The 25089-nt window shown below is 69.4% G+C and carries 25 protein-coding genes; 16 read left to right on the forward strand and 9 right to left on the reverse strand.

Going from position 1 to position 25089, the window contains the following annotated elements; translation table 11 throughout:
- Positions 1 to 684: adenylate/guanylate cyclase domain-containing protein (locus KXR53_RS34150; RefSeq protein ID WP_437380090.1), on the forward strand; the 684-nt coding region annotated here is incomplete at its 5' end.
- Here KXR53_RS34150 and KXR53_RS34155 read toward each other — a convergent pair.
- Positions 665 to 877 carry a hypothetical protein gene (locus KXR53_RS34155; RefSeq protein ID WP_437380091.1) on the reverse strand — a complete coding sequence of 71 codons (213 nt, stop codon included), beginning with the start codon at positions 875 to 877 and terminating at the stop codon, positions 665 to 667. The genes KXR53_RS34150 and KXR53_RS34155 overlap by 20 nt on opposite strands.
- 174 nt (positions 878 to 1051) lie before the next feature.
- Entirely contained in the window at positions 1052 to 2071 is a 1020-nt protein-coding gene (locus tag KXR53_RS34160) for an aspartate-semialdehyde dehydrogenase (RefSeq protein ID WP_437380092.1), read from the reverse strand.
- Between the two features lie 147 nt (positions 2072 to 2218).
- Between KXR53_RS34160 and KXR53_RS34165 the strand changes: the two genes are divergently transcribed.
- Complete coding sequence (locus tag KXR53_RS34165; protein ID WP_437380093.1) at positions 2219 to 2551, forward strand: Mpo1-like protein; 333 nt, start codon at positions 2219 to 2221, stop codon at positions 2549 to 2551.
- Positions 2552 to 2554: 3 nt separating this feature from the next.
- Complete coding sequence (locus KXR53_RS34170) at positions 2555 to 3229, forward strand: cysteine hydrolase family protein (protein ID WP_437380094.1); 675 nt, start codon at positions 2555 to 2557, stop codon at positions 3227 to 3229.
- Between the two features lie 149 nt (positions 3230 to 3378).
- On the opposite strand, the gene KXR53_RS34175 is transcribed toward KXR53_RS34170, so the two are convergent.
- The 3 genes from KXR53_RS34175 to leuD all read right to left on the reverse strand — a co-directional run bounded on the left by KXR53_RS34175 (position 3379) and on the right by leuD (position 6868).
- Positions 3379 to 4773 (reverse strand): OmpP1/FadL family transporter, encoded by a 1395-nt coding sequence (locus tag KXR53_RS34175; RefSeq protein ID WP_437380095.1) that lies wholly within the window; start codon positions 4771 to 4773, stop codon positions 3379 to 3381.
- Between the two features lie 334 nt (positions 4774 to 5107).
- A complete protein-coding gene (leuB, locus tag KXR53_RS34180; RefSeq protein WP_437380096.1) occupies positions 5108 to 6223 on the reverse strand; it encodes a 3-isopropylmalate dehydrogenase in 1116 nt (371 codons plus the stop codon).
- A 36-nt stretch (positions 6224 to 6259) separates the two neighbouring features.
- Positions 6260 to 6868 (reverse strand): 3-isopropylmalate dehydratase small subunit, encoded by a 609-nt coding sequence (gene leuD / locus KXR53_RS34185; protein WP_437380114.1) that lies wholly within the window; start codon positions 6866 to 6868, stop codon positions 6260 to 6262.
- Positions 6869 to 7089: 221 nt separating this feature from the next.
- On the opposite strand from leuD, the gene KXR53_RS34190 reads away from it, so the two are divergent.
- The 3 genes from KXR53_RS34190 (at position 7090) to KXR53_RS34200 (ending at position 9498) form a co-directional block, all read left to right on the forward strand.
- The gene (locus tag KXR53_RS34190) at positions 7090 to 7836 is read left to right on the forward strand and encodes a 2OG-Fe(II) oxygenase (protein ID WP_437380097.1); all 747 of its coding nucleotides are present in this window, start codon (positions 7090 to 7092) and stop codon (positions 7834 to 7836) included.
- 335 nt (positions 7837 to 8171) lie between these two features.
- Positions 8172 to 8765: a HutD/Ves family protein gene (locus KXR53_RS34195; protein ID WP_437380098.1), complete on the forward strand. Its 594-nt coding sequence runs from the start codon at positions 8172 to 8174 to the stop codon at positions 8763 to 8765.
- A gap of 160 nt (positions 8766 to 8925) precedes the next feature.
- Entirely contained in the window at positions 8926 to 9498 is a 573-nt protein-coding gene (locus tag KXR53_RS34200; RefSeq protein WP_437380099.1) for a DUF1993 domain-containing protein, read from the forward strand.
- On the opposite strand, the gene KXR53_RS34205 is transcribed toward KXR53_RS34200, so the two are convergent.
- Positions 9480 to 10574, reverse strand: coding sequence for a GlxA family transcriptional regulator (locus tag KXR53_RS34205; RefSeq protein ID WP_437380100.1), 1095 nt, complete (start codon positions 10572 to 10574; stop codon positions 9480 to 9482). The two genes, KXR53_RS34200 and KXR53_RS34205, sit on opposite strands and share 19 nt — an antisense overlap.
- Positions 10575 to 10697: 123 nt before the next feature.
- Here KXR53_RS34205 and KXR53_RS34210 point away from each other — a divergent pair, with 123 nt between their 5' ends.
- The gene (locus KXR53_RS34210) at positions 10698 to 11546 is read left to right on the forward strand and encodes a methyltransferase domain-containing protein (protein WP_437380101.1); all 849 of its coding nucleotides are present in this window, start codon (positions 10698 to 10700) and stop codon (positions 11544 to 11546) included.
- A gap of 19 nt (positions 11547 to 11565) precedes the next feature.
- On the opposite strand, the gene KXR53_RS34215 is transcribed toward KXR53_RS34210, so the two are convergent.
- Together KXR53_RS34215 and mepA are read right to left on the reverse strand one after the other, a co-directional pair.
- Positions 11566 to 12339: a DUF899 family protein gene (locus tag KXR53_RS34215; protein WP_437380102.1), complete on the reverse strand. Its 774-nt coding sequence runs from the start codon at positions 12337 to 12339 to the stop codon at positions 11566 to 11568.
- A gap of 87 nt (positions 12340 to 12426) precedes the next feature.
- Positions 12427 to 13299, reverse strand: coding sequence for a penicillin-insensitive murein endopeptidase (mepA, locus tag KXR53_RS34220; protein WP_437380103.1), 873 nt, complete (start codon positions 13297 to 13299; stop codon positions 12427 to 12429).
- A gap of 345 nt (positions 13300 to 13644) precedes the next feature.
- On the opposite strand from mepA, the gene KXR53_RS34225 reads away from it, so the two are divergent.
- From KXR53_RS34225 to lpxK, 6 genes are all read left to right on the forward strand, one after another.
- Positions 13645 to 14991, forward strand: a complete 1347-nt coding sequence (locus KXR53_RS34225) for a TldD/PmbA family protein (protein WP_437380104.1) — start codon at positions 13645 to 13647, stop codon at positions 14989 to 14991.
- Between the two features lie 280 nt (positions 14992 to 15271).
- Entirely contained in the window at positions 15272 to 16777 is a 1506-nt protein-coding gene (locus KXR53_RS34230; protein ID WP_437380105.1) for a calcium-binding protein, read from the forward strand.
- A gap of 502 nt (positions 16778 to 17279) precedes the next feature.
- Positions 17280 to 18080 (forward strand): UDP-2,3-diacylglucosamine diphosphatase, encoded by an 801-nt coding sequence (locus tag KXR53_RS34235; RefSeq protein WP_437380106.1) that lies wholly within the window; start codon positions 17280 to 17282, stop codon positions 18078 to 18080.
- A gap of 28 nt (positions 18081 to 18108) precedes the next feature.
- Complete coding sequence (locus tag KXR53_RS34240) at positions 18109 to 19113, forward strand: glycosyltransferase family 4 protein (RefSeq protein WP_437380107.1); 1005 nt, start codon at positions 18109 to 18111, stop codon at positions 19111 to 19113.
- Positions 19114 to 19123: 10 nt separating this feature from the next.
- A complete protein-coding gene (locus KXR53_RS34245) occupies positions 19124 to 20395 on the forward strand; it encodes a 3-deoxy-D-manno-octulosonic acid transferase (RefSeq protein WP_437380108.1) in 1272 nt (423 codons plus the stop codon).
- Between the two features lie 13 nt (positions 20396 to 20408).
- Positions 20409 to 21401 carry a tetraacyldisaccharide 4'-kinase gene (gene lpxK / locus KXR53_RS34250; protein WP_437380109.1) on the forward strand — a complete coding sequence of 331 codons (993 nt, stop codon included), beginning with the start codon at positions 20409 to 20411 and terminating at the stop codon, positions 21399 to 21401.
- A gap of 4 nt (positions 21402 to 21405) precedes the next feature.
- Here lpxK and KXR53_RS34255 read toward each other — a convergent pair whose 3' ends face one another.
- The gene (locus KXR53_RS34255; RefSeq protein WP_437380110.1) at positions 21406 to 21651 is read right to left on the reverse strand and encodes a DUF1127 domain-containing protein; all 246 of its coding nucleotides are present in this window, start codon (positions 21649 to 21651) and stop codon (positions 21406 to 21408) included.
- A gap of 180 nt (positions 21652 to 21831) precedes the next feature.
- On the opposite strand from KXR53_RS34255, the gene KXR53_RS34260 reads away from it, so the two are divergent.
- From KXR53_RS34260 to KXR53_RS34270, 3 genes are all read left to right on the forward strand, one after another.
- Complete coding sequence (locus tag KXR53_RS34260) at positions 21832 to 22629, forward strand: AraC family transcriptional regulator (RefSeq protein ID WP_437380111.1); 798 nt, start codon at positions 21832 to 21834, stop codon at positions 22627 to 22629.
- A 338-nt stretch (positions 22630 to 22967) separates the two neighbouring features.
- Positions 22968 to 23750 carry a LuxR C-terminal-related transcriptional regulator gene (locus tag KXR53_RS34265; protein WP_437380112.1) on the forward strand — a complete coding sequence of 261 codons (783 nt, stop codon included), beginning with the start codon at positions 22968 to 22970 and terminating at the stop codon, positions 23748 to 23750.
- Positions 23751 to 24174: 424 nt separating this feature from the next.
- Complete coding sequence (locus KXR53_RS34270) at positions 24175 to 24807, forward strand: DUF4347 domain-containing protein (protein ID WP_437380113.1); 633 nt, start codon at positions 24175 to 24177, stop codon at positions 24805 to 24807.
- Positions 24808 to 25089: the final 282 nt, after the last annotated feature.

Consider the following 25089-nt stretch of genomic DNA (forward strand, 5'->3'; position numbering starts at 1 on the left):
CGCTTCGCCGCGGCGCCGCTGGCCGCGCTGGCCGCACGGGCGGCGCTGGCCGCGCTGCTGGAGGCCTATCTCGGCCGGCGCAGCGCCGCCCGGGTGCAGGCGGGCGCGCTGCGTCGCGGCGCCGGCGAGACCATCCGCGCCGCTCTGCTCTATGCCGATCTGCGCGACTTCACCGCCCTGTCCGAGGCGACGCCGCCGGCCGAGGTGATCGCCGCGCTCGACGCCTGGTTCGACCGCATCGCCGGGGCGGTGCACGCCTTCGGCGGCGAGGTGCTGAAATTCATCGGCGACGGCGTGCTGGCGATCTTCCCGGTCACGGACGCGCCGGCCGAGGCCTGCGACGCGGCGCTGCGCGCGATCACCGCCGCCCGCGCCGGCATGGCCCATCTCGACGCCGCGCGGCGGGCGCAGGGCTTGCCGCCGCTGCCCTTCGGCGCGGCGCTGCATCTGGGCGAGGTGCTGTGGGGCAATATCGGCGCCGCCGACCGGCTGGACTTCACCGCCATCGGTCCCGCCGTCAACTTGGTCAGCCGGCTGGAGGGGCTGTGCCGGCCGCTCGGCCGGCCGGTGCTGATCTCGGGCGCGGTCGCCGCCGAGACCACGGCGCCGCTGGTGCCGCTGGGCGAGCATGCGCTGCGCGGCATCGCGACGCCCTGCGCCGTCTTCACCCTGCCGGATGCGTGATTGGCCCGGTGCCGGCGGCCAGCAGCTCCTCGCAGATCTCCGCGATCAGCAGCCAGGTCGCCACCCAGTGCCGCTGACCGTTGCCGGCGCAGGAGTCCGCCTGCCGGCGCGCCTCCTGCGGCGCGGCCTGGCCGTGCCGGCGCAGCAGGATTCGGGCCGAGCGTTCGATCTCACAGGCGGTCAGGCAGCTCATGCGCAGCCAGCGGATAGGGATGAAGTCACCCCTATCTATGGAGATTAGATAAAATTGTCTATATTGAAACGAACTTAGATCAAAATCGATTGGGAAAGGCCCCCGACAGCAAAGCAGAAGGGGATCCCGATCGGGGATCCCCTTCCGCGGCAATGGTCGGACGTATCAGGCGACCTAGCGGAGATGGCCGTCCTTGACCAGAACTTCGGCGATCTGGACCGCGTTCAGCGCGGCACCTTTGCGAAGATTGTCGGCGACCACCCAGAAGGACAGGCCGTTCTCGACCGTGACGTCCTCGCGGATGCGGCTGACATAGACCAGGTCCTCGCCGGCGCATTCGACCGGGGTGACGTAGCCTTCGTCGGCGCGGTGGTCGACCACCGAGACGCCCGGCGCCCGCTTCAGCGCGGCGCGCGCCTCCTCGGCCGAGACCGGGTTCTCGCACTCGATGTTCACCATCTCGGAATGGCCGATGAAGACCGGCACCCGCACGCAATGCGAGACGACCTTGATCGCGGGGTCGAGGATCTTCTTGGTCTCGACCACCATCTTCCACTCCTCCTTCGTCATTCCGTCCTCCATGAAGACATCGATATGCGGGATGACGTTGAAGGCGATCTGCTTGGTGAACTTCTCCTTCACGATCGGGTCGTTCACGTAGATGGCGCGGGTCTGGTTGAACAGCTCGTCCATCGCCTCCTTGCCGCCGCCGGAGACCGACTGGTAGGTCGAGACCACGACGCGGCGGATCTTGGCCAGCTCGTGCAGCGGCTTCAGCGCCACCACCATCTGGATGGTGGAGCAGTTCGGGTTGGCGATGATGCCCTTCTTGCGGAACTGGGCGATCGCCTGCGGGTTGACCTCCGGCACCACCAGCGGCACGTCCGGATCCATCCGGAAATGCGAGGTGTTGTCGATCACCACCGCCCCGGCCTTGGCCGCGCGCGGGCTGTGTACTGCCGAGACCTTGGCGCCCGGCGAGGACAGCACGATGTCGATGCCGGTGAAGTCGAATTTGGCGAGGTCCTGCACCTTGAGGACGTCGTCCTCGCCGAAGGAGACCTCGCGCCCGACCGAGCGCTCGGAGGCGAGCGCGACGACCTCGTCGGCCGGGAAATTCCGCTCGGCGAGGATGGAAAGCATCTCGCGACCGACATTGCCGGTGGCTCCGATGACCGCGACCCGATAGCCCATGACGATGATCCGGCTGTTCGATTGCTGTTGGGGACGCACTCGGTAGAATGTATGCCGATCCAGGCGCAATGGCACAGCCATGCGTCGAGCGCGCGGCGATCATGCCGTCAAGTGCCGGCTGGCCGCTGGACAAAGGGAGGATCGGAGATGGCCGAAACGCTGCCGAGCTACTCTGCCTTCTGGCCCTATTACCTGCGTGAGCACGCCCAGCCGCGGACCCGGGCGCTGCATTTCCTGGGCACCACCCTGGCGCTGATCTGCCTCCTCCTGCTGATCGTCACCGGCAGCTGGTGGTGGCTGCTCGCGGCCGCGGTCTCCGGCTATCTTTTCGCCTGGATCGGCCACTTTTTCGTGGAGCGCAACCGCCCGGCCACCTTCACCTATCCGCTGTGGTCGCTGGCCAGCGACTTCCGCATGTACGGGCTGTGGGTCACGGGCCGCTTGGGGGACGAGCTGCGCCGGGCGGGGGTCTCGACCTAGCCCGTGGACAGCGCCAGCGATTGGCTGCCGCCCCGGCTAATCGAGCGGATGAGCCGCCGCCGCGGGCGGCTGCACGCCTTCGAGACAATCGTTCCACGAAAGACGGCGCTGGTGGTCGTCGACCTCACCGTGCTGTTCACGATCGAGCCGCCGCGGATCGACGCCGTGGTCGATGCCGAGACCGTGGTCGCCAACGTCAACCGCCTCGCTGCAGCGGTGCGGACCGCCGGCGGTCTGGTCGCCTGGGTCCGACCTGCGGCCGATGTTCCGGCACCGCTGCTGGATGAGGTTCTCGGGGCCGTGCCGGCGGCCCACTATCGGGCTGCAGCGGCCGAGGGCGATCCGCGGGCGGCGCTGCATCCCGGCCTCGAGGTCCGGACCGGCGATCTGCAGTGTCGAAAGGCGCTCTACAGCGCCTTCTTCCCCGGCACCTGCGACCTGCCGGACCGGTTGGCCGCGCGCGGCATCGACACCGTGTTGATCGCCGGCGCGGTCACCCATGTCTGCTGCGAGGCCTCGGCCCGCGACGCCTATTCCTGCGGCTTCCGGACGGTGATGCTGGCCGACGCCTGCCTCGGCCCGGAGCCGGAGCACCGCGCCAGCCTGGCTGCGATCTACCGCAACTTCGGTGACGTCAGGACGGTCGCGGAGGCGATCGGGCTAATTCAAAGGGGATGAGCGCCAGAGACCTTTGAGAATGCGCTGGCGTGAGTCGGCTGGTGGTGGCTTCGAGAACCGGAGCGCAGCGGACGTGAAAGTCCGTGAGCACCGGAAGCGGAGAAGCCGCCATCAGACGGCCACGCCAGTAGCATTATCAAAGGTCTCGGTCAGAACCGGTACCGCAGCCCCAATGCCACGATGTCGACGCTGCCGCTGTTCTTGGCGTCGTAGTCCACCTGGGTCTCCAGTGGCGTGCCGGCGAAGAATTCGCGATCGGTGTCCATCTTGCGGGCATCGATGAAGATGTGGGTGTAGGCGAAGTCGACCGACAGGTTCTCCATCACGTCGTAGCTGAGGCCGGCGGACAGCCAGTAGCGGTCGCCGTCCGGGGTGCGGCTGGAGCGGAAGCCGGCTTTGGTCGGCGTCGGGTCGTACTGGAAGCCGGCGCGCAGGGTCAGGTCCTGGTTCCAGTAATATTCGCCGCCGACCGAGAAGCCGACCGTGTCCTGGTAGCGCTGCTCGTTCACCAGATCGTCGCCGCCGTCCGATCGCTTGACCCGGATCTCCTTGAAGGAGGACCAGCCGTACCAGGTGACGCCACCCAGAAGCGCGATCTGCGGCGTGACCTCCTGCCGGATGCCGAAGGACAGGATCGGCGGCAGGTTCAGCTTGGCGCGGCCGCCGGTGGCGAAGTCGGCCGTCGCCGGCAGGCCCGGCAGGGGCGGGAAGTCGATGCCGTCGAGCTTGGCCCGCCCATCCAGCATGTGGTCGACGCCGGAGCGGAAATGCACGCCGATCCGGGTGCCCTCCACCGGCTGGACGATGGCGCCGATGTTGTAGCCGACCGCCCAGCTGTCGCCCTTGATCGTCAGGTCGCCGTCATCGGCGAAGGCCGGCGCGATAGGAGCAACCGGGTTCGGCACCTTGCTCTCGAGCTTGGCCCAGGCATAGGAGATGTCGATGCCGCCGCCGATCGACAGCCAGTCATTCACCCGATAAGCCACCGACGGCGCGAAGTTGAACACCTGCAACTCGGTCTTGGTCGCGTCGTAGCGGCCGAACCAGTTGCCACCATAGTCGCTCTCCAGGCCGAAGGGCGCGCCGAGGCCGATGCCGAACCAGAGGCGGTTTTCGGTGTTCGGCACCGGCACGGCGACATAGCCGCTCGGCACCAGCGTCGGATCGTACGGATTGCCGCTCTTGCTGTCGCCGGAGATCGCGCCGGGCGGCGGGTTGAGGATGCCGCCCGGCGTGCGGAAGGCCGGATAGTCGATGGTCGAGCCGTCGTCCTTCAGGCGCGAGTCCGGGATCAGCAGGCTGCCGCCGATCATGACTTCGCCGGATTTCAGGAAGCCCATGCCGGCCGGGTTGAAATAGATGGTGCTGGCGTCGTCGGCCGCGGCGGCACCGCCGGCGAAGGCGCGGCCGAGGCCGGTCACGCTCTGCTCCTGGATATAGAAGCCGGCCGCCTGCGCCGATCCGGCCCCGAGCCCCGCCGCGGCGGAGAGGCCCGCCACCGCGAGCGCGAAGCGCGAAACGGTCCCGATGATCCCCTGCTTCATCTCGACGTATCCCCCCTGGTCGTCGACCGATATGTTGCGCAACGTTGCGTTTGTAACATCAGGTCAACGCGCAAGCGATACGCCGTCAAGCACTGTTCAAAGTCTCGATGAGATTGAATCCCTGCGCCCGGTCGAAGGCCAGCCGGACGCTACGTCAACTGGACGTAAAAGGAACCGCGAGCAAGAACAGTCGGGAACTCTCCCCGCCGCCTATCGCCGCGAATCGCGCAAAATTGATTCGTTTATGCGCGGGGACTAGCGAAACGCCAGACAAAAAGGGCGGGACCCGCGGCCCCGCCCTGCTGCACTGCACAAATACTGGAGGGCCGTCGGCTCAGCGAGACCGCGCGGCCATCGCCTCCAGGATCGCCGTGCCCATGTCGCCGGTCGACACCACCTGGGTGGCCCCCGTGCCGGCGATGTCGGCGGTGCGGATGCCGCGGTCCAGCACGTCGGACACCGCCGCCTCCAGCAGGTCGGCCTCGGCGCCGAGGTCGAAGCTGTAGCGCAGCATCATGCCGAAGCTGAGCAGCGTCGCGATCGGGTTGGCCTTGCCCTGGCCGGCGATGTCGGGTGCCGAGCCGTGCACCGGCTCGTACAGCGCCTTGCGGCGGCCGGTGGCGTCGGGCGCGCCGAGCGAGGCCGAGGGCAGCATGCCCAAGCTGCCGGTCAGCATCGCCGCCTCGTCCGACAGCATGTCGCCGAACAGGTTGTCGGTGACGATGACGTCGAACTGCTTAGGGTTCCGCACCAGCTGCATGGCGCAGTTGTCGGCCAGCATGTGGCTGAGCTGGACGTCGGCATACTGCTCCTGGTGCAGCTTGGTCACCTCCTCGCGCCACAGCCGGCCCGATTCCATGACGTTCATCTTCTCGACCGAGCAGACCTTGTTGCCGCGCTTGCGCGCCAGCTCGAAAGCCACGGCGGCGACGCGGCGGATCTCAGACGTCGTGTAGACCTGGGTGTTGACGCCGCGGCGCTCGCCATTGCCGAGATCGGTGATGCCGCGCGGCTCGCCGAAATAGACGCCGCCGGTCAGCTCGCGCACGATCAGGATGTCGAGGCCCTCGACCACCTCGCGCTTCAGGGTCGAGGCGTCGGCCAGGGCCGGGTAGACCAGCGCCGGGCGCAGATTGGCGAACAGCTCCATGTCCTTGCGCAGGCGCAGCAGGCCGGCCTCGGGCCGGATCGCGAAGTCGACGCCGTCCCATTTCGGCCCACCGACCGCGCCCAGCAGCACGGCGTCGGCGGCCAGCGCCTTCTCCATCGTCGCGTCGGTGACCGGCACGCCGTTGGCGTCGATCGAGCAGCCGCCGACCAGCTCCTCCTCGATGTCGAAGCCGACCGCGCGCTGGCTGCCCATCCATTCGGCGACGCGCTTGACCTCGCCCATCACCTCCGGGCCGATGCCGTCACCGGCGAGGACGAGCAGCTTCTTGTTCTTGGACACGTCCGTTCCTCTTCGTTCTTCGGATGTCGCGACGGATCAGGCCGCCAGCCAGGGCTGGGCCGACTTCCGCTTGGCCTCGAAGCTGTCGATCGCCGGGGCCTGCTGCAGGGTGAGGCCGATGTCGTCGAGCCCGTTCAAGAGGCAGTGCTTGCGGAACGGATCCAACTCGAAGCGGACGGTCTGGCCGTCCGGCCGGGTGATCTCCTGCTTCTCCAGATCGACCGTCAGGGTCGAGTTGGCGCCGTTCTCGGCGTCCTTCATCAGCAGCTCGACCTGCTCCTGCGGCAAGGCGATCGGCAGGATGCCGTTCTTGAAGCAGTTGTTGTAGAAGATGTCGGCGAAGCTGGGCGCGATGACGCAGCGGATGCCGAAGTCCAGCAGCGCCCAGGGCGCGTGCTCGCGCGACGAGCCGCAGCCGAAATTGTCGCCGGCGACCAGGATCTGCGCCTTCTTGTAGGCCGGCCGGTCGAGCACGAAGTCCTTCGGGTTGCCCTGCTCGTCGGTGCGCAGCTCGTAGAACAGGCCGGCGGCGAGGCCGGTGCGCTTGATCGTCTTCAGGAACTGCTTCGGGATGATCATGTCGGTGTCGACATTGACGATCGGCAGCGGCGCGGCGACGGCGGTGAGCGTGGTGAAGGGCTGCATGGCGGCGGCTGTGCTCAAGGAGAACGACCGGGAAGTCATGCCACAGCCGGCCGCCGGCCCAAAGCGCGGAATCGTCACCATTGCCGCGATGCAATTTGCGGCAGCGCATGGGAATCAGCCCCGCGTCGGGCCGCGGGCGCGCCCGAATTCGACCGCAAGAGCCGGAGTGCGCGGCGGAACCGGGAGCGCCATGCTGGCGTCACACCATCGAGGACCAACCGATGCCCCGCTCGCTTCTCCGCCGCCATGACGACGCCGTACCCTCCCCCGCCGACCGGGTCGCACGGCTCGACTGGGACGCCGCGGCCGCGGAGCTGGACCGGTACGGCGCGGCGGTGCTGCCGGGGCTGCTGACGCCCGAGGAATGCCGCGCCATCGCCGCGCTCTACCCGCGGGACGAGCCGTTCCGCAGCCGCGTGGTGATGGCCCGGCACGGCTTCGGCCAGGGCGAGTACAAGTATTTCGGCTATCCGCTGCCGGAGCCGGTCGCCGGGCTGCGCGCCGCCCTCTACCCCCGGCTGGCGCCGGTCGCCAATGAGTGGAACCGCCGCATGGGCATCGCCACCCGCTACCCGGCGCAGCACGAGGCCTTCCTGAAGGCCTGCCACAAGGCCGGCCAGACCCGGCCGACGCCGCTGCTGCTGCGATACGAGCCGGGCGACTACAACTGCCTGCACCAGGACCTGTATGGCGACCTCGCCTTCCCGCTGCAGGTCGCGATCCTGCTGTCGGAGCCTGGCCGCGACTTCACCGGCGGCGAGTTCGTGCTGACCGAGCAGCGGCCGCGCATGCAGTCGCGGCCGGAGGTGGTGCCGCTGGGCCAGGGCGACGGCGTCGCCTTCGCCGTCCATCACCGGCCGGTCGCCGGGACCCGAGGCGACTACCGGGTCAACCTGCGGCACGGCGTCAGCCGGCTGCGCGGCGGCCGCCGGCACACCCTCGGCATCATCTTCCACGACGCCAGGTGACGGAGGGCAGGATGGCCTGGGGCAAAGTCGCTCGCAGCGCGGCGGCGGGCCTGGCGCTGGCCCTGTGCGCCTCCGTCGCCTGGGCCCAGGCCGCGCCCGCCCCGGCCGGCGCGCCGGTCAAGACCGGCCCCGACAAGACCGGCAAGGAGCGCCTGGGCGACAGGCCAGCGACAAGCAGCGCGTGGACAACTGCAAGGTGCCGCCCGACCGCCGCGGCCCCAGGCCCCGCCCCGACGGCTGCTCCCGCGATGGCAAGTGACGCTGCAAGCACAGGTGGACCCGGGCCGTCCTGTGCTATCGTTCCCTCGGTTCCGCCGCCCGAGACTGCGCCGCCCATGCCGACCCGCATCATCCCGCCCGCCCAGCACCGCCTGATGCCCTGGCGCAACGGCGGGGGACGGACGGCCGAGATCGCGGTCGAGCCGGGCGACACGCCGTGCGGCTTCCTCTGGCGGCTGAGCCTGGCCGAGGTCGAGACCGACGGCCCCTTCTCCACCTTCCCGGGCTGCGGGCGCACCATCATGCTGCTGTCCGGCCGTGGCATGGACCTGACCATCGCCGAGCCCGGCGCCCTGCCACGCACGGTGCGCCTCGACCGGCCGCACGAGCCCTTCGATTTCGACGGCGAGGCCGCGACCAGTTGCAAGCTGATCGCCGGGCCGGTGCGCGACCTCAACATCATCGCCGACCGGTCGCTGCAGATCGACCACCGGGTGGTCGCGCTGGACGATGCCGACGCGATGCTGGAGCCGGCGCCGGTCTGGCTGTTCTACGTGCTGCGCGGGACCGCGGTGATCGACATCGGCCGGCACCTGGCGGTGACCGAGGGCGAGACCGCCGTCGTCACCGACCAGGACGACCGCGTCCCGCATCTGCGCGGCGCCGAGGCCGACAGCCTGGTCTACGCGGTGGCCTTGCGGCCGCGGTAGGCGGACAAGGCGGAACAGAAAAAAGAACCGTCATTGCGAGGAGGCGAAGCCGACGAAGCAATCCATGCTTCCGCTCTTGCCGCCCTGGATTGCTTCGCTGCGCTCGCAATGACGATCTCTTTGTGGGCTCGCTGATATCAGAGGGCCGGAGGGCACGACCATGACGATCTCGATGTACCAGGCCTCAGTGCCGGTCTTCGTGCGCATGCTGACCAACTGTGCCGGCATCCTGAAGAAGGCGGAGGCGCATGCCGCGGCCAGGGGCTTCGACCCGGCGATCCTGCTGGAGAGCCGGCTGGCGCCGGACATGTTCCCGCTGCACCGCCAGGTCCAGATCGCGGCGGACGGCGCCCGCGGCGCCGCGGCCCGCCTGGCCGGCCAGGCGCTGCCCGAGCCGGAAGCGGAGGATTTCGCCGTGTTCAACCGCGGCTTCCATCACCCCTTCCGCTCGGCCGCCGCGAGCCTGCCGGATCTGGCCGCCCGGCTCGACGCAGCCCTCGCCCATCTGCAGGCGCTGCGGCCGGAGCAGATCGACGGGTCGGAGGAGCGGGTGATCGACGTCACCATGGGCGGCCGCACCCGCCGCTTCGCCGGCCTGCCCTTCCTGCTGCACTACGCCCTGCCGAACCTGCATTTCCACATCGCCATGGCCTACGCCATCCTGCGCCACGCCGGCGTCGATCTCGGCAAGCAGGATTTCGAAGGCCCGGCGGTCTATTCGAGCCTGCCGTAGCGCCGGCCGGCGCTTGCTCCGGCGATCGCCACGGGCACGGGGCGGGCGAAGGCGCGCCGATAGGCCGCCGGCGTCAGCGCCACATGCCGGCGGAACAGGCGCCGGAAGAAGGCCGGATCCTCGTAGCCCACCTCGGCCGCGATCGCGTCCACCGACATGGTCTCCATCTCCAGCATCTGCTTCGCTTCCTCCACGCGCAGGGCATGGACGTAGTCGAGCGGCGAAAGGCCGGTCGCGGCGCGGAAGCGGCGCTTGAAGCTTCGGTCCGGCAGGCCGGAGCACGCCAGCATTCCGGCCACCGGATGCGGCGTGCGGTAGTTGGTCGCGAGCCAGTCCTGCGCGGCACGCACGGCCCGGTCGCCATGCTGCGCCGTGGCGGCGAGCGAAGCGAAAGGCAGCTGTCCCACCCGGTCCCACCGCAGCAGATTGACCTTCGCCACCCGCCGCGCCGTGTCCGGCCCGAGGAAATGATCCACCAGATAGAGCACGAGGTCGTGCCACGACGCGCCACCGCCCGCGGTGATGATCCTCGCCCCCGGTCCGCACGCCGTGAGCACCCGCGCGGGCTGCACCCGCACCGCCGGATGACGCTGCCGCAGCCCGGCGCAAAAGGCCCAATGGGTGGTGGCCTCGCCGCCGTCGAGCAGCCCCGCCTCGGCCAGCAGCAGCGTGCCCGAACAGGCGGAGGCGACGAGCGCGCCTTCCGCGTGACAGCGCCGCAGCCAGCTGAGCACGGCGTCCGGGGCGTCGACGGCCCGGTCGGGGGGCGTCGCCAGAGCCGGAACGCAGACCACGTCGGGAATCGTCCCGTTCGGCGGAGCATAGGCTTCGATCGGCAGCGTCCCGCCGAGAACCACGCCATTCGCCACGGCGATATCGCCGCCCTGCGGTGAGACCAGCCGGGCTTCGATCATGGCCTGCGCTGCCGTGGCCTCGCCGGTCAGGCGCTCATAGGCTCGCCCCGTGCCCGCAAGCACGTCGAGCATGCCGCAGGCCGTGGCCGCGGTGGTCGCCCCCGGCAGGACGAGGATGGCGACGCGCAGCGGCCCCGGCCGGGCGGCGATAGTGTCGGGCATGGCACGAACGCCTCGATTTCGGCCGATTGAGCCTGACCGCTCGGCCGAGAACGAGCGTAGGGCTTTTCCCACGGTCCGCCAAGGTCAGGCCGGCGGGCCGTCTCCCAGCAAGGACAGACCGCCATGACCCATCAGGCCCGCATCAGCTCACCCGATCCTTACGGCCGCACCTTCCAGATGGACGTCCAGACGCTCGAGGCCATCGCCGCGCGGCTGGAAGCGCGCAAGCAGCACCCGCTGTTCCTGCGCGCGATCGACGACTACATGGATGCCCTCGCCCTGGCCGGGCCGGAAGCCATCCTCGATCTTGGCTGCGGCACGGGCGTCGCGGCGCGGGTGATCGCACGCCGGCCGGAGGTCGCCGGCCCGATCACCGCGGTCGATGTCAGCGGGGATCTGGTCGCGCGCGGCCGGCACGCCGCCGAGGCCGAGGGCCTGGGCGGCCGGATCGACTTCCGCGTCGGCGACGCCCACGGGCTCGCCGCCTTCGCCGACGCCGCCTTCGACGTGGTGGTGATGCACACCCTGATCAGCCACGTCGCCGAGCCTGCCACCGTGCTGGCCGAGGCCCGCCGGCTGCTGCGGCCAGGCGGGCGGCTGGTGGTCTTCGACGGCGACTACGCGTCGACGACATTCGCCACCGACGCGCCGGACGGCGGCGCTGCGACGGACCGCATCGTGCAGGAGGCTCTGATCGCCCATCCGCGCGTCATGCGCGCAATGCCCCGCCTGCTGGTCGAAGCCGGCTTCGCGCTGCGCTGGTCGCGCGGCTGGCTGGCCATGGATATCGGCCAAGCCGATGTCACGGCGCCCGGCCTGCCCTCGCTGCGGGTGCTGCTGCCGCGGACCGGCGCGATGACCCAGTCGGAGGCCGACGCCTATGTCGACGGGCTGGAGCGCGCCTCGGCCGAGAACCGCTTCTTCGGCGGCTATGCCCTGTACGCATGCATCGCGACGCGGGGCGTCGGCTGAGGTCCGAGCCGTGGTCGCGCTATGCCTTGGGAGATCCTGCCCGCGCCTCGGGCCGACAGCAGTCGTACTCGAACTGCTCTGTGGCGTCCGGCCGCCCGCCGGGCGTGAGGTCCAGAAGGGTCCACATCGGCTCGACCGTGCCGAGATGGCGGGGGTCCTGCCCCGGCTCGGACGGCTGGAACAACAGCTCGGAGGCCCAGCTGAGCCTGATGACGCCGTCGGTGCCCTTGTGGAACACGGTGAGGATCGGCACCTGCTGGCCCTCCTCGTCCTCGCCGTGATAGTCGCGTTTGAAGCTGTTGTTGGCGGCGGACAGCAGCTTCAGATGGCGCCAGCCCCGATCCGCCGCGAAAGCTGCGACCCGCTCGATCGGGGCCTTGGCCACGGCAGCGATGTTCACGCCCAGGCCCTCGACATGCGGAACCGCCCCCTCCCAGTTGTCGAGCAGAGCGGTGCAGGACGGGCACGGCCCCTCCTCGACCGGCAGCGCCGCCATCGGCCCGCCGCCCGGCCCGCGCCGGCTATCGCTGCGATGCCGGGGGAACATGTAGTGGTAGAGGATCAGCGCCTCAGTCCCAGGCCGAAACAGTTCTGACAGCCGCACCTTCGCCGCCACCCCTTCGGCATCGATATGGTCGAATTCGTAATCCTCGGGAATGGCCCCACCCGGCGGCAGCGCCCGGATCTCCGCGGCCACCGCCTCCATCTCGCGCCTGAGGTTGGCCTCGCGCTGCAGCAGCCTGTCGCGAGCGGCGCGATACTCCGGGGTTTCATTCGGAAAGGTCACGCTCATGGACGCCTCCATTGAAGCGGATGACCTTGACTGTAGCAGAGCTCCTGCGGAGTTGCGCCTCGGACCGAGGGCCGACCGGTCCCGCCCCTAAGGCTGCGCCACCACCGCCGGCGCGTTCAGCACCGCCGTGCAGGCGGCCGGGAGCACTGGCGGGACGTAGGGCTTCGCCGGCTTGTCCGACTTCCGCGGCACCGGCGCCCGCATCGGGAACCAGGACATCAGGTCGGCGCCGCAGCCGTCGCCGGGCGGCGCCGGGTCCTGCTCGCGGCACAGCGGGCTGTCGGCCGGGCAGCCGATGCGGAGGTGCAGATGCTCGTTGTGGCCGGTCCAGGGCCGCACCTTGTTGAGCCAGGAGCGGTCGTCCCAGGACATCGCGCACAGCTCGCGCTTGATCGCCGGGTGGATGAAGATCCGCTCCACCCGCGGCTCGGCCGCCGCCAGGCGGATCAGCTGCGCCTGCTGCCGCGTCAGGGCGCCGCGCGGCACGAAGTCGGTCCAGGCCCCGGTGACGAAGACCGGCTTCAGAGTCTCGCGCTGCTCCCGCGCCAGGAGCGGCAGGTCGAGCCGCAGCCAGATGTCGGCGTCGAGCCCGTTCTCATGCGCTGCATGGTCGGTGATCGGGCCGCCGCGCGGCTGGCCCATATCGGCGATCAGCAGCGGCGGCAGGCCGGCGGCCTCGGCCCGGCGGCCGAGGTCCAGCAGCGTCGCGACCAGGTTCGGATGACCCCAGTTGCGGTTGCGGCTGAGCCGGATGACCTGGTAGCCGGGCCCTTCCGGCGGCAGCTGCACCGCCCCGGCGATGCAGCCGTTGGAATAGGTGCCGACCACCTGCGGCGACCCCTGGGCCGGCAGCCGAACATGGGCCCAGGCAAGATCTTCCTCCCCTGCTGCGGCCGATCCCGCGGCCCCCAGCAGCAGCCAGGCGGCGGCCAGCGCCGCCCCGATCCGTGCTCCGATCACGCGACCCCTCCGGTTCCCCCGCGACTCGTTCCACCAGAATGCCCCCATCGGCGGCGGAGATGAAGCCTGTTGCGAGGTCTTCCTCGCCGGCGAGACCTTCATCGGAATTCCAACACCGTCATTGCGAGGAGGCGAAGCCGACGAAGCAATCCATGCCTCCGCTCTTGCGGCCCTGGATTGCTTCGCTGCGCTCGCAATGACGGGAAGAAAGTCCGGTAGACGGGAGAGGCAACGCAAAAGACTTCGCCTGAAGCGATCGCTGCGACCACTCGCCCCTTGCACCTTGCCGCGGCGGGGGCGGCGTCGCTACATCACGTGAATGCCCTGGAACCGACGGACCGGACGATGCCCGATTCCCATGACGCGACCCTCGACCTGCTGTCCGGCCTGATCGACAAGGCCCGCCGCGCCGGCGCCGACGCCGCGGACGCGGTGCTGTTCGACAGCACCTCGATCTCGATCAGCTACCGGCTCGGCAAGCTCGAGCATATCGAACGGTCCGAGGGCGGCGATCTCGGCCTGCGCGTCTTCATCGGCAGGCGCATGGCGATCGTCTCCTCCTCCGACCGCCGGCCCGCGGCGCTGGACGAGATCGTCGAGCGCGCCGTCGCCATGGCGAAGGTGGTGCCGGAGGATCCGTATTGCGGCATCGCCGACCCGTCCGAGCTGGCGACCGAGCTGCCGGATCTCGACCTGATCGACCCGGTCGAGCCGTCGACCGAGGTGCTGGCCGACCGCGCCCGGGCGGCCGAGGAAGCGGCGCTGGCAGTCAAGGGCGTGACCAATTCCGAAGGCGCCAGCGCCGGTTTCGGCCGCAGCATGGCGGCGATGGTGGCCAGCAACGGCTTTGCCCGCGTCACCGGCTCGACCGGCAGCAGCATTTCGGTCTCCGCCATCGCCGGCGAAGGCACGGGGATGGAGACCGATTACGACCATTCGAGCGCGGTGCATGCCGAAGACCTGCAGGCGCCGGAGGCGGTCGGCCGCAGCGCCGGCGAGCGCGCCGTCGCCCGGCTGGGCGCGCGCAAGGCGGCGACGGCGCGGGTGCCGGTGGTGTTCGATCCGCGCGCCGCGCGCAGCCTGCTGGGCCATCTGGTCGGCGCCATCAACGGCGCCGCCATCGCCCGCGGCACCAGCTTCCTGAAGGAGCGGATGGGCAACGCGGTGTTCGCCCCGGGCATCGAGGTGATCGACGACCCGCATATCCGCCGCGGCCTGCGCTCCCGCCCCTGCGACAGCGAGGGCGTGGCCTGCCGCCGCCGCGCCGTGATCGAGGCCGGCCGCCTGACCACCTGGCTGCTCGACCTGCGCTCGGCCCGGCAGCTCGGCCTCGCCCCGACCGGCCATGCCGTGCGCGGCACCAGCGGCCCGCCCGGCGCCGCCCCGGCCAACCTGTATCTCGCCCCCGGCCAGGCCACCCCGGCCGAGCTGATGGCCGACATCGCGGAGGGCTTCTACGTCACCGGTCTGATGGGGTCGTCGGTCAACGGCGTCACCGGCGACTACAGCCGCGGCGCCAACGGGTTCTGGATCGAGCGCGGCCGCATCGCCCATCCGGTCAATGAGGTCACCATCGCCGGCAACCTGAAGGACATGTACCGGGCGCTGGTGCCGGCGAACGACCTGGTGCTGCGCTACGGGATGGACTCGCCGACGGTGCGGATCGACGGGATGACGGTGGCGGGGCGGTGAGTTGCCGCCCAGCCTGGGCACGACGCGCCATTTCATTTCTGAGCAGAAGCAGAAAAGATCGCACGGGCCGCCCCAAGCCAGCCTGCAGAAGTTATTTTCGAAAAATTTGGCGGAAATCTAGTTATTCTGGCCTGACCGCTTCCTTGCGTTCTTTGCCGGGACACGGAAACGCTCTCCAACTGCCGCGGATTTTGCCCGATCTTGAGACAATCCCGATCAAGATGGTCCTTAACGGCCGCGATTTCGGATGGTCGGGACGTACATATCGGGAGGCATTTCCATGGCGGTTTTCACCGTGAACAACGGCACCGGCCTCAACGGCGCCGGCATCCAGTTCGGCACGCTCTCTCAGATCGCATCCTCGGGCATCGCCGGCTTCCCGGTGATTACGCCGACCACCGGCACCGTCTTCTTCAACGACACCGGAACGCTGTCGCTCGCCGGGACCGGGATGTCGTTCACGCTTCCGAACAACTTCGCCGGCACCGTCAACAACCTGACCTACAGCAGGCCGGCGATCACCCCGATCTTCTCCATCGCCGGCATGAACACGCCGCTGGCAGATGTGGCCGCGGGCTTCCTCGGCGGCAACGAACTGGCGGCGCTCGCTATCATATTCTCCGGCAACGACACGATCGGCGGGTCGGCCCAGGCCGACCGGCTGATCGGCTTCGACGGCGACGACGCCATCACCGGTGGTGACGGGAACGACACCCTGCGCGGAGGAGCGGGGGGCGACATCCTCAACGGCGGCAACGGCTCGGATTTCGCCAACTACCAGGGATCGAGCCTCGAAGTGTTCGTCGACCTGCAGAACAACCTGAACTTCAGCGGCGACGCCACGGGCGACTCGCTGACCAGCATCGAGAACATCTACGGCTCCAGCTTCGGTGACACCCTGTCCGGCAACGCCGACCGCAACATCATCGGCGGCGAGGGTGGTGCCGATCTCTTAGACGGCCGCGGCGGCGACGACGCGCTGTCGGGCGAGACCGGCGACGACGTCCTGAACGGCAGAGACGGCAATGACCGGCTGGTCGGCGGCGACGGGGCCGACAGCCTCTTCGGCGAAGCCGGCAACGACTCGATCGATGCCGGCGTCGGCAACGACGGCGCTTCCGGCGGTGCCGGCAACGACAGCATTTATGGCGGCGCCGGCAACGACCAGCTCGACGGCGGCGACGACAACGACATCCTGGTCGGGAACAGCGGCGCCGATCAGCTGGTCGGCGGCGCCGGCATCGACACCGCGAGCTATGTCAGCTCGGCCGCCGGGGTGAATGTGGTTCTCGGCGGCACCTCGACCGGCGGCGACGCCGAGGGCGATACCCTCACCGGCATCGAGCAGGTGATGGGCTCGGCCCAGACCGACGCGCTGACCGGCGATAGCGGCGCCAACACGCTATGGGGCCTGGGCGGCGATGACGTGCTGGCCGGGGGCGGCGGCGCAGATGTGCTGAAGGGCGGCGCCGGCGCCGACCGCTTCGCCTACACCGGCGCGGCCGACAGCACCGTCGCCGCCGCCGGCAAGGACGTGGTCGCCGACTTCACGGCCGGCGACCTGATCGACCTGTCGGCGATCGACTCCGACGGCAATGCCGGCAACGGCGACACCGCCTTCACCTTCGGCACCGGCGCCTTCACCGGCGCCGGCCAGGTCCGGGTCGTGGCCTTCGCCAACAGCCGCTACGGCGTCTATCTCGACATCAATGGCGACAAGACGCCGGACGCGATCATCAACGTGTACTCGGACCATGCGCTGACCGAAGGGGACTTCGTGCTCTAGCGCCTGGCGGACCCGCCCTCCCTCGTCCGCAACCGGGGGAGGGCGGCCGTCGCCCGCGGCGGTCATGATCGGAACCGCCGCCGGAAACTTCGTTCCGCCGCCGCGGCCGCTTCCTTGCGTTCTTCGCCGGGGCGCGGAAACCCTCTCGAAGTGCCGCGGATTTTACGCGATCTTGAGCCGACTCCGATCGCGTACGGCCGCAGCCGTCCGACGGTGATCGCGGCGGATCGCGTGCTGTCGCACCGCCGCCGCGCCCGCCCTCCCTCGTCCGCAACCGGGGGAGGGCGGGTTCCTGTCCCATCCGGGCGCGATCTGTTCAGAAAAGAGTCACAAACCGGCTGAACAGGATCCGAACAGTTGGCGCCGGATCGCGGCATCGGAAGCATCCGTGACCATTTTATTAAGTTTTGCACCTGCGAGATGGCAGACGACATCAAGATGTTGTTTGCCGAAGGCGTCTCGGTTATATGGACGGTATATGACCGCCGAAGGACCGACGCCCATGGAACAGGTGACGCGCTATCGCACCATCTGGATCTCGGACGTCCATCTCGGCACCAGGGCCTGCAACGCCGGCCTCCTCCTCGATTTCCTCAAGCACACCGACTCCGACACCCTGTACCTGGTCGGCGACATCGTCGACGGCTGGCGGCTGAAGAAGAGCTGGTACTGGCCGCAGCAGCACAACGACGTGATCCAGAAGCTGCTGCGCAAGGCCCGCAAGGGCACCCGCGTGCTCTACATCCCCGGCAACCACGACGAGGCCGCGCGGCAGTTCGTCGGCCAGAGCTTCGGCGAGGTCGACGTCGCCGAGGACTGCGTCCACGTCACCGCCGACGGGCGCCGCTTCCTGGTCATCCACGGCGACCAGTTCGACGTGGTGGTGCGCTACGCCAAATGGCTGGCCCATGTCGGCGACAAGGCCTACGAGCTGCTCCTGCATCTGAACACGGCGGTCAATCTGGTGCGCCGCCGTCTCGGCTTCTCCTACTGGTCGCTCTCGGCTTATATGAAGCAGCGGGCGAAGCGGGCGGTCGAATTCGTCGGCCGCTTCGAGCTCGCGCTGGTCGAGGAGGCCAAGCGGCGCGGCGTGAACGGGGTCATCTGCGGCCATATCCACACCGCCGAGCTGAAGGACATGCAGGGCATGACCTATGTGAACGACGGCGACTGGGTGGAGAGCTGCACCGCCCTGGTGGAGCATCAGGACGGCCGGCTCGAGATCCTGCACTGGGCGGAGATCGTGGCGGCCCGCGACGCGGTGGCGCCGCAGCCGGACCTGAAGCCGCGGCGCGCCGCTTGATCCAGCCTCGCGTTTTGTCCGAGGGCTGATGCGCATCCTGATCGTCAGCGACGCCTGGCTGCCCCAGGTCAACGGGGTGGTGCGCACGATCGAATCGACCCGCGACGAGCTGCGCCGGCGCGGCCACCAGGTCGAGGTGATCGGCCCCGATCGCTTCGCCTCCATCCCCTGCCCGACATATCCCGAGATCCGTCTGGCGATTGGCCAGAGCCGGCGCATGGCCCGGCTGATCGACGAGTTCGACCCGGACGCCATCCACATCTCGACCGAGGGACCCTTGGGCTGGGCGGCGCGGCGCTACTGCATCCGCCGGCGGCTGTCCTTCACCACCTCATTCCACACCCAGTTCCCGGAATACGTCCAGCTGCGCACCGGCATGCCGCTGGCCTCGACCTACGCCCTGTTGCGGCATTTCCACCGCGCCGCCAGCGCCGTGATGGTGGCGACCGACACGCTCGAGCGCAACCTGACCAGCCGCGGCTTCCGCCGCCTGGCGCGCTGGAGCCGCGGCGTCGACACCCAGCGCTTCCGCCCGGCCCAGCGGCCTGGCCCGGGGCTGAAGCATGAGCGGCCGCGCCACCTCTATGTCGGCCGGGTGGCGGTGGAGAAGAATCTCGACGCCTTCCTGTCGCTGCCGCTCGACGGCGAGAAGGTGGTGGTCGGCGGCGGCCCGTCCCTGCCCGCCTTCCAGGCCAGGTACCCGGACGTCACCTTCACCGGCGCCAAGCAGGGCCAGGAGCTGGTCGACGCCTATGCCGCGGCCGACGTCTTCGTCTTCCCGTCGCGCACCGACACCTTCGGCCTGGTGATGCTGGAGGCTTTGGCCTGCGGCGTGCCGGTCGCTGCCTATCCGGTGCAGGGCCCGGCCGACGTCATCGGCGACGCCCCGGTCGGCCGGCTCGACGAGGATCTCGGCCGCGCCATCCGCGAGGCGTTGAAGGTGCCGTCGGAGGACTGCCGCAGTTTTGCGCTGCGCTATTCCTGGGAGGCATGTACAGATCAGTTCCTGACCCATCTGCACCCGTTCCGGTGACATCGTCTGGATGATCTATGCGCTGTATCGCGGGCTGACCGACGCCGCCGGCCCCCTCGTGCCCCTGCTGCTGGCGCGGCGCACCGCCGCCGGCCGCGAGGATCCCGCCCGCCGCGGCGAGCGGCTGGGCCATGCCAGCCTGCCGCGCCCGGCCGGCCCCCTGGTCTGGGTGCATGCCGCCAGCGTCGGCGAGGTGCTGTCGGTCCAGGTGCTGGTGCGCCGGGTGCTCGAGCGCGACCCGCGCCTGTCCGTCCTGGTCACCACCGGCACCGTCACCTCGGCCCGGCTGATCGCCGAAAGGCTGCCGGAGCGCGCGATGCACCAGTTCGCGCCGCTCGACCGCATGGCCTATGTCCGCCGCTTCCTCGATCACTGGCAGCCGAATCTGGCGATCTGGGTAGAATCCGAGATCTGGCCGAACATGCTGATGGAGACGGAGAAGCGCGGCCTGCCGATCGCCCTCGTCAACGCCCGGATGTCGGAGCGGTCGTTCCGCCGCTGGCGCCGGCTGCCGCGGCTGATCCGCCGGCTGCTCGGGATCTTCCGGGTGATCCTGCCCTGGGACGAGCGCTCGGCCCGCAACTTCCGCGCCCTCGGCGCCCGCGGCGTCGGCGCGGTCGGCAACCTGAAATTCTCCTCCGACCCGCCCGACGCCGATCTCGAGGAGCTGGCGGCGATGCGGGCCGCGATCGGCCGCCGGCCGGTCTGGCTGGCCGCCAGCACCCATGCCGGCGAGGAGGAGCAGATCGTCCAGGCGCACAAGGCCCTGGCGGCGAAGCGGCCGGGCCTCCTGACCGTGCTGGCGCCGCGCCACCCCGACCGCGGCGAGGAGATCGCCGGGCTGGTCCAGGCGGCGGGCTTGCGCGCCATCCGCCGCAGCCGGACCCGGCTGCCCTGGTCCGACACCGACATCCTGATCGCCGACACGATCGGCGAGATGGGGATCTGGCTCAGGGTCTGCCCGATCGCCTTCATCGGCGGCTCGCTGGTGCCGTTCGGCGGCCACAACCCGATCGAGGCGGCGCAGCTGGGCGCCGCGCTCGTCTACGGCCCGCACATGACCAACTTCCCGGACATCACCGCCCAGCTCGGCCAGGCCCGCGGCGCGATGCCGGTGGCCGATGCGGCGGCGCTGACCGCCGCGGTCGGCCGCCTCCTGGACGACCCGGTGGAGCGCCGCCGCATGGCCCGCGCCGCCGGCGCCGTGGCCCAGCGCAACCGCGGCGTGGTCTCGACCGTGATGGCGACGCTCGAGCCGCTGATCACGCCGATTCTGGCGTGACCGGGGACGCCGGATGAAAACCCCCGGCTTCTGGTACCGCCCGGAGGCGACGCCGGCCGCCCGCCTCCTGGCCCCGGCCGGCGCCCTCTACGACCTCGCCTCGCGGCTGCGCCGGAGCCTGATCAGGCCGCAGCGGGCGCCGGTGCTGGTGGTCTGCGTCGGCAATCTGGTGGCGGGTGGCGCCGGCAAGACCCCGGTGGCGCTGGCGCTGGGCCGGCGCCTGGCGGAGATCGGCATCGCCGCGCATTTCCTCAGCCGCGGCCATGGCGGGTCGCTGGCCGGGCCGGTGCGGGTCGACCCCGACCGGCACAAGGCCGCCGAGGTCGGCGACGAGCCGCTGCTGCTGGCCCGTGCCGCGCCGGCCTGGATATCGCGCGACCGCCCCGCCGGGGCCCGCGCCGCCGCCGCGGCGGGCGCCCAGCTGATCCTGATGGATGACGGCTTCCAGAATCCGAGCCTGGAGAAGGACCTGTCGCTGCTGGTGGTCGATGGCGGCACCGGCTTCGGCAACGGCCGGATCCTGCCCGCCGGCCCGCTGCGCGAGCGGCCGGAGGACGGGCTGAGACGGGCGGACGCCCTGGTGGTGATGGGCCCGGACCGGGCCGGGATCGGCGCCCTCGCCGCCCGCCACGGCCTGCCGGCCCTGGGCGCCCGGCTGCTGCCGAGGGCGGAGGACGCGGCGCGGCTGCACGGCCGCCGGGTGCTGGCCTTCGCCGGCATCGGCCGGCCGGAGAAGTTCTTCGCCACCCTGGCGGAGCTGGGGGCGGAGATCGTCGGCCGCGCCCCCTTCCCCGACCACCACGCCTACACGCCGGACGAGATCATGCGCCTGGCCGAGACGGCGCAGGAGCGGCAGGCCGTGCCGGTGACCACCGAGAAGGACCTGGTCCGCCTGCCGGTCGAGGCCCGGCCGATGGTCGAGGCCCTGCGCGTCGACCTGGCCTGGGACGACCTGGCCGCGGTCGACGCGGTGCTGGAGCCGGTGGTGCGGCGGGTGGGGCTGTAGCCTTCTAAGACCGGCCCCCGCCAGCCGTCCGGTATGCCTGGCGCAGGGCGCGCCCGATCTCCGGGCGGTCGAGCCCCATATCGGCGAGCAGGTGATCGTCCAGCGCCATCAGCGTTTCGGTGTCGCGCCTGATCTTCATCCGATGCCGGATCCAGGCGGCGCACCGGCCGACGGCCCTCGCCGCCATCGCCGGACGGAAGGTCGCGGCCGCGATCCGCGGCTTGCGCGACGAAACGACCATGCTGTCCATCGTCGGACTCCCTTCTGCTGGAGGTCGGCACCCCGTCGCGGCGTTGCCGGGCGGGGCGATGTCGACGGCGGTCACCTTAAGGTCGCCGAGGGCCTTCATGTTAGCACGACTCCGCCGACTTATGTCTGCGAGTCGCCAACCATCTGGCGCCATATCTTCGATTTCTGTATTCGGGTCGCCATGATCCATCCGGACAATCTGATCCATCCCGATCTCGGCCGGCCGGAGGCGGAGGACTATCCCGCCCCCGTTCTCACCTTCGCCGGCGAGGCGGAAACCGGCCAGCACTTCCAGCCGCACAGCCACCGCTGGGCCCAGCTGTTCCACATCGTCTCCGGCTCGGTGACGGTGGAGACCGAGCGCGGCAGCTTCGTGGTGCCGCCGGAGCGGGCCCTGTGGATCCCGCCGGACGTCCCGCACGCGGTCACCTATCTGCAGCGATCCGCGCTGCGCTACCTGTTCCTCCGGCCCCAAATCGTCCGGCACCTGCCGCGCGACCCGTCGGTGATCCGGCTGTCGCCGCTGCTGCGCGAGCTGATCCTGGCGCTGCTGGGCTATCCGCGCGACGCCGCGACCGGCGGCCCGGCGGGGCGGATCGTCGGCGTCATCCTCGACCAGCTGGTCACAGAGCCGATCGCGCCCTTGCACCTGCCGATGCCGGCCTCGGCCCGGCTGCGGCGCGCGGTGAGCGAGCTGGCAGCCGATCCGGCGCGGACCGACGGACTGGCCGAGATCGCGCGGCGGGCGGCGCTGTCGGAACGCTCCTTCGAGCGGCATTTCCGGTCCGAGACCGGCCTCAGCTTCCGCGCCTGGCGGCGCCAGGCCCGGCTGCTGAAGGCGGTGGAATGGCTGTCGCTCGGCGTCCCTGTCGGCGAGGTCTCCGACCGGCTCGGCTATGAAGGCCCGAGCGCCTTCGTCGCCGGCTTCCGCAAGGCCTTCGGCGTCACGCCTGGGCGGTATTTCGCGGACGGAGGCTGAGCCGAGGAGGCCGGCCCGGGGATACGGCCTCTGCGGTCGGTAACCAGCCCCAACCATTCCGGACCAGCCACCGCTTGACCAGCGGCTACTCCTTTGGGAGGAATAGTAGCTCAAAAGGCTTACGCCAATCTTCCTTGATTTTACATAAAATCTCATTCAAATAAGTTTGAACTTCGCCGGACTCGGCCTGCATCCCTGCCGGCCTCACCGGCTCTCTGAGACCAACAAAGATTCAGAAGCAACCATAAGACGCCTTCGATCTCTAGCCAATGAAGCGGAAGGGAAGCATCCCTCAACCAAGCTAAGAGGCGGTAGGAATCACTATGCCTTTAAACAGCATGGAAACGGACGATCTTCCCAACACCAGGGTGTCGGCAGAACTCGAGAGCGATCACCTCGCCAGGGCTCGAACAGCCGTCAGTCCCGTCCCGGGTTTGGTGAAGGTCGCGATCATCGACCGGCGCGCCCTGGGCCGGGAGACGTTGACGCAGGCGCTCGCATCGGCCGACGGCCGCTTTTGCAGCCGGGCGTTCGCCGATATTGATGAGTGGGAGCGGAGCACGGATCGGACCGACACATCGTTGATCCTTCTGGAGAGCGGCACGATCGGCAGCGACCGTCTGTCGTTCGAGGACGAACTCCAGGGCCTGGTTCGCGCCCATCCGCACATTCCCGTCGTCGTGATCGGCGAGAACGAGGATCCCGGCCATATTGTCGAGATGCTGGCGCGGGGCGTCCGCGGCTACATCCCGACCAGCGTCAGCCTAAGCGTCGCGATCGGGGCCCTTTGTCTCGCGATGGCGGGAGGCACTTTCGTCCCCGCCAGTGTGCTCCAGACCTCCGGTCGCAAGAGGCCGGAATCTCGGCAATCTCTTCACAGCATGCTCGGGCTTTCGGAACGGCAGGCGGTCGTCGCCGACGCGGTCGCCCTCGGGAAGCCGAACAAGATCATCGCCTATGAACTGAACTTGTGCGAGAGCACCGTGAAGGTGCACGTCCGGACCATCATGAAGAAGCTGCAGGCTCGGAACCGGACCGAGATCGCGTTCAAGCTGCATGCGGCCAAAGGCGGCTCGCAGTTATCTGGAGGGAAGTGCCTGGTTGGAACCCGCGCCGCCTGACGTGGAAAAGGCCGCCATGCAGCGGCGGCCTTTCCAGCTCCGAGCGTTCCTTCCCGATCCGTCAACACGGGCAGGAATATTTTATCCGCGTGGCCGTGCGTCGGGTGACGGCCCGAACACATTCATTTCCTCGGCCGAAGCCTCTGAATCATAGCATTATATGATAGGGGCCCAAGTACTCCTTTCGGTGTAGGCGCTCCACCGCTGGCGATCGATGAAGGGGGTCGGCTCGAACGCCAGAGCAACCGCATCCACTCTGCCAGGCCAGGGCGAAAGCCCGCCGAAACGACATCACTCGCCTGCGATCAATAAAGTCCAGGACAATGGTCATTCCCCTGTTGCCTGGAGGCGACAGTCCTGCCTAGATTCCTATGCTACATTGTTCCTGGACGGCCACAGCGACAATCCGCATGCGAGGCGTCGAATGACCTTTCCAGTCCGTTTTCCCTCTCCGCCTTTTCCCGGCCTTTCCTCCAAGGACAACGTCTCAGAGGCATTCAGGCAGACGCCGGTCGGCCGTATCGTCGACGACTGGAACGACAGGATCGAGGACGCCAGGAGCACGGCACAGGTTCGGGTCGGCAATCCTGACGACGTCGTCAATCTCCTGAACAACCCCGTCGATCCCGGCACGACGCAGCAGCAGTTGATCGACAACATCCTGCGCGATGCGGATGGCCGCCCGATCAGGAAGCTGATCGTCAGCGATCATGCCTCGCCGGGGTCTCAGACCCTGACATCCGGCGAGTCCAAGATGCGTCTCACCGCCGAAACGCTCGACCTCGAACAATGGTCCCGCCTCAACGGGAAGTTCACGAAGGACGGTATGATCCGGCTGGATGGCTGCGAGGTTGCCAAGGGCGAGGAAGGACAACGCCTGCTGCAGGCGATCGCCGTGGCCACGGGCGTGCCCGTCCAGGGGGGCGTCGTGAACCAGCGCCCGCTCATTCCGGGCGGCGAAGGCACGACGGTGACCGCCTATCCGGATGGACGGATCGAGGTCGACACGTCATGGACCGACGGCATCTGGGGACCGATCGACGATTTGATCGGGTGAACGGATAAGTCTGTGAAGCGGCGCCGGGCCGGCCGGGCATCCTCCGGTCGGCCCCAACGCGCAACCGCACCGGTTCCGCCAGACCGGCATAGCCCTGAACGGGCGCGGTCGCCGAAACACGGAATGGCGCTTTGTCCCCATTGCCGACGTTCGGAGGCCTCCCGGGCTCCCCCGGAGCGGACGCTCGCGTCGATTGTGATAAGCCCCGAACCAGCCCCCAGTGGTCGGCCACGTCGCTCCCATGTCCAGGCATGGGAGAGATAGACGAAACCAAGCCGTTGG

Source organism: Inquilinus limosus (assembly GCF_051487185.1).
In the GTDB taxonomy this organism is placed as follows: Bacteria; Pseudomonadota; Alphaproteobacteria; order DSM-16000; family Inquilinaceae; genus Inquilinus; species Inquilinus limosus_F.

What these genes read in the sequence shown, in the direction of transcription:
- KXR53_RS34205 (WP_437380100.1), bottom strand. Translation starts at nt 10,574, where the DNA reads ATGCCCGACACTATCGCCGCCCGGCCGGGGCCGCTGCGCGTCGCCATC.
- KXR53_RS34215 (WP_437380102.1), bottom strand. Translation starts at nt 12,339, where the DNA reads ATGAGCGTGACCTTTCCGAATGAAACCCCGGAGTATCGCGCCGCTCGC.
- KXR53_RS34200 (WP_437380099.1), top strand. Translation starts at nt 8,926, where the DNA reads ATGACGATCTCGATGTACCAGGCCTCAGTGCCGGTCTTCGTGCGCATG.
- KXR53_RS34240 (WP_437380107.1), top strand. Translation starts at nt 18,109, where the DNA reads ATGCGCATCCTGATCGTCAGCGACGCCTGGCTGCCCCAGGTCAACGGG.
- lpxK (WP_437380109.1), top strand. Translation starts at nt 20,409, where the DNA reads ATGAAAACCCCCGGCTTCTGGTACCGCCCGGAGGCGACGCCGGCCGCC.
- KXR53_RS34165 (WP_437380093.1), top strand. Translation starts at nt 2,219, where the DNA reads ATGGCCGAAACGCTGCCGAGCTACTCTGCCTTCTGGCCCTATTACCTG.
- KXR53_RS34270 (WP_437380113.1), top strand. Translation starts at nt 24,175, where the DNA reads ATGACCTTTCCAGTCCGTTTTCCCTCTCCGCCTTTTCCCGGCCTTTCC.
- KXR53_RS34235 (WP_437380106.1), top strand. Translation starts at nt 17,280, where the DNA reads ATGGAACAGGTGACGCGCTATCGCACCATCTGGATCTCGGACGTCCAT.
- KXR53_RS34175 (WP_437380095.1), bottom strand. Translation starts at nt 4,773, where the DNA reads ATGAAGCAGGGGATCATCGGGACCGTTTCGCGCTTCGCGCTCGCGGTG.
- KXR53_RS34245 (WP_437380108.1), top strand. Translation starts at nt 19,124, where the DNA reads ATGATCTATGCGCTGTATCGCGGGCTGACCGACGCCGCCGGCCCCCTC.
- KXR53_RS34225 (WP_437380104.1), top strand. Translation starts at nt 13,645, where the DNA reads ATGCCCGATTCCCATGACGCGACCCTCGACCTGCTGTCCGGCCTGATC.
- KXR53_RS34265 (WP_437380112.1), top strand. Translation starts at nt 22,968, where the DNA reads ATGGAAACGGACGATCTTCCCAACACCAGGGTGTCGGCAGAACTCGAG.
- KXR53_RS34210 (WP_437380101.1), top strand. Translation starts at nt 10,698, where the DNA reads ATGACCCATCAGGCCCGCATCAGCTCACCCGATCCTTACGGCCGCACC.
- KXR53_RS34230 (WP_437380105.1), top strand. Translation starts at nt 15,272, where the DNA reads ATGGCGGTTTTCACCGTGAACAACGGCACCGGCCTCAACGGCGCCGGC.
- KXR53_RS34160 (WP_437380092.1), bottom strand. Translation starts at nt 2,071, where the DNA reads ATGGGCTATCGGGTCGCGGTCATCGGAGCCACCGGCAATGTCGGTCGC.
- KXR53_RS34155 (WP_437380091.1), bottom strand. Translation starts at nt 877, where the DNA reads ATGAGCTGCCTGACCGCCTGTGAGATCGAACGCTCGGCCCGAATCCTG.
- KXR53_RS34255 (WP_437380110.1), bottom strand. Translation starts at nt 21,651, where the DNA reads ATGGACAGCATGGTCGTTTCGTCGCGCAAGCCGCGGATCGCGGCCGCG.
- leuD (WP_437380114.1), bottom strand. Translation starts at nt 6,868, where the DNA reads ATGCAGCCCTTCACCACGCTCACCGCCGTCGCCGCGCCGCTGCCGATC.
- KXR53_RS34260 (WP_437380111.1), top strand. Translation starts at nt 21,832, where the DNA reads ATGATCCATCCGGACAATCTGATCCATCCCGATCTCGGCCGGCCGGAG.
- KXR53_RS34195 (WP_437380098.1), top strand. Translation starts at nt 8,172, where the DNA reads ATGCCGACCCGCATCATCCCGCCCGCCCAGCACCGCCTGATGCCCTGG.
- KXR53_RS34190 (WP_437380097.1), top strand. Translation starts at nt 7,090, where the DNA reads ATGCCCCGCTCGCTTCTCCGCCGCCATGACGACGCCGTACCCTCCCCC.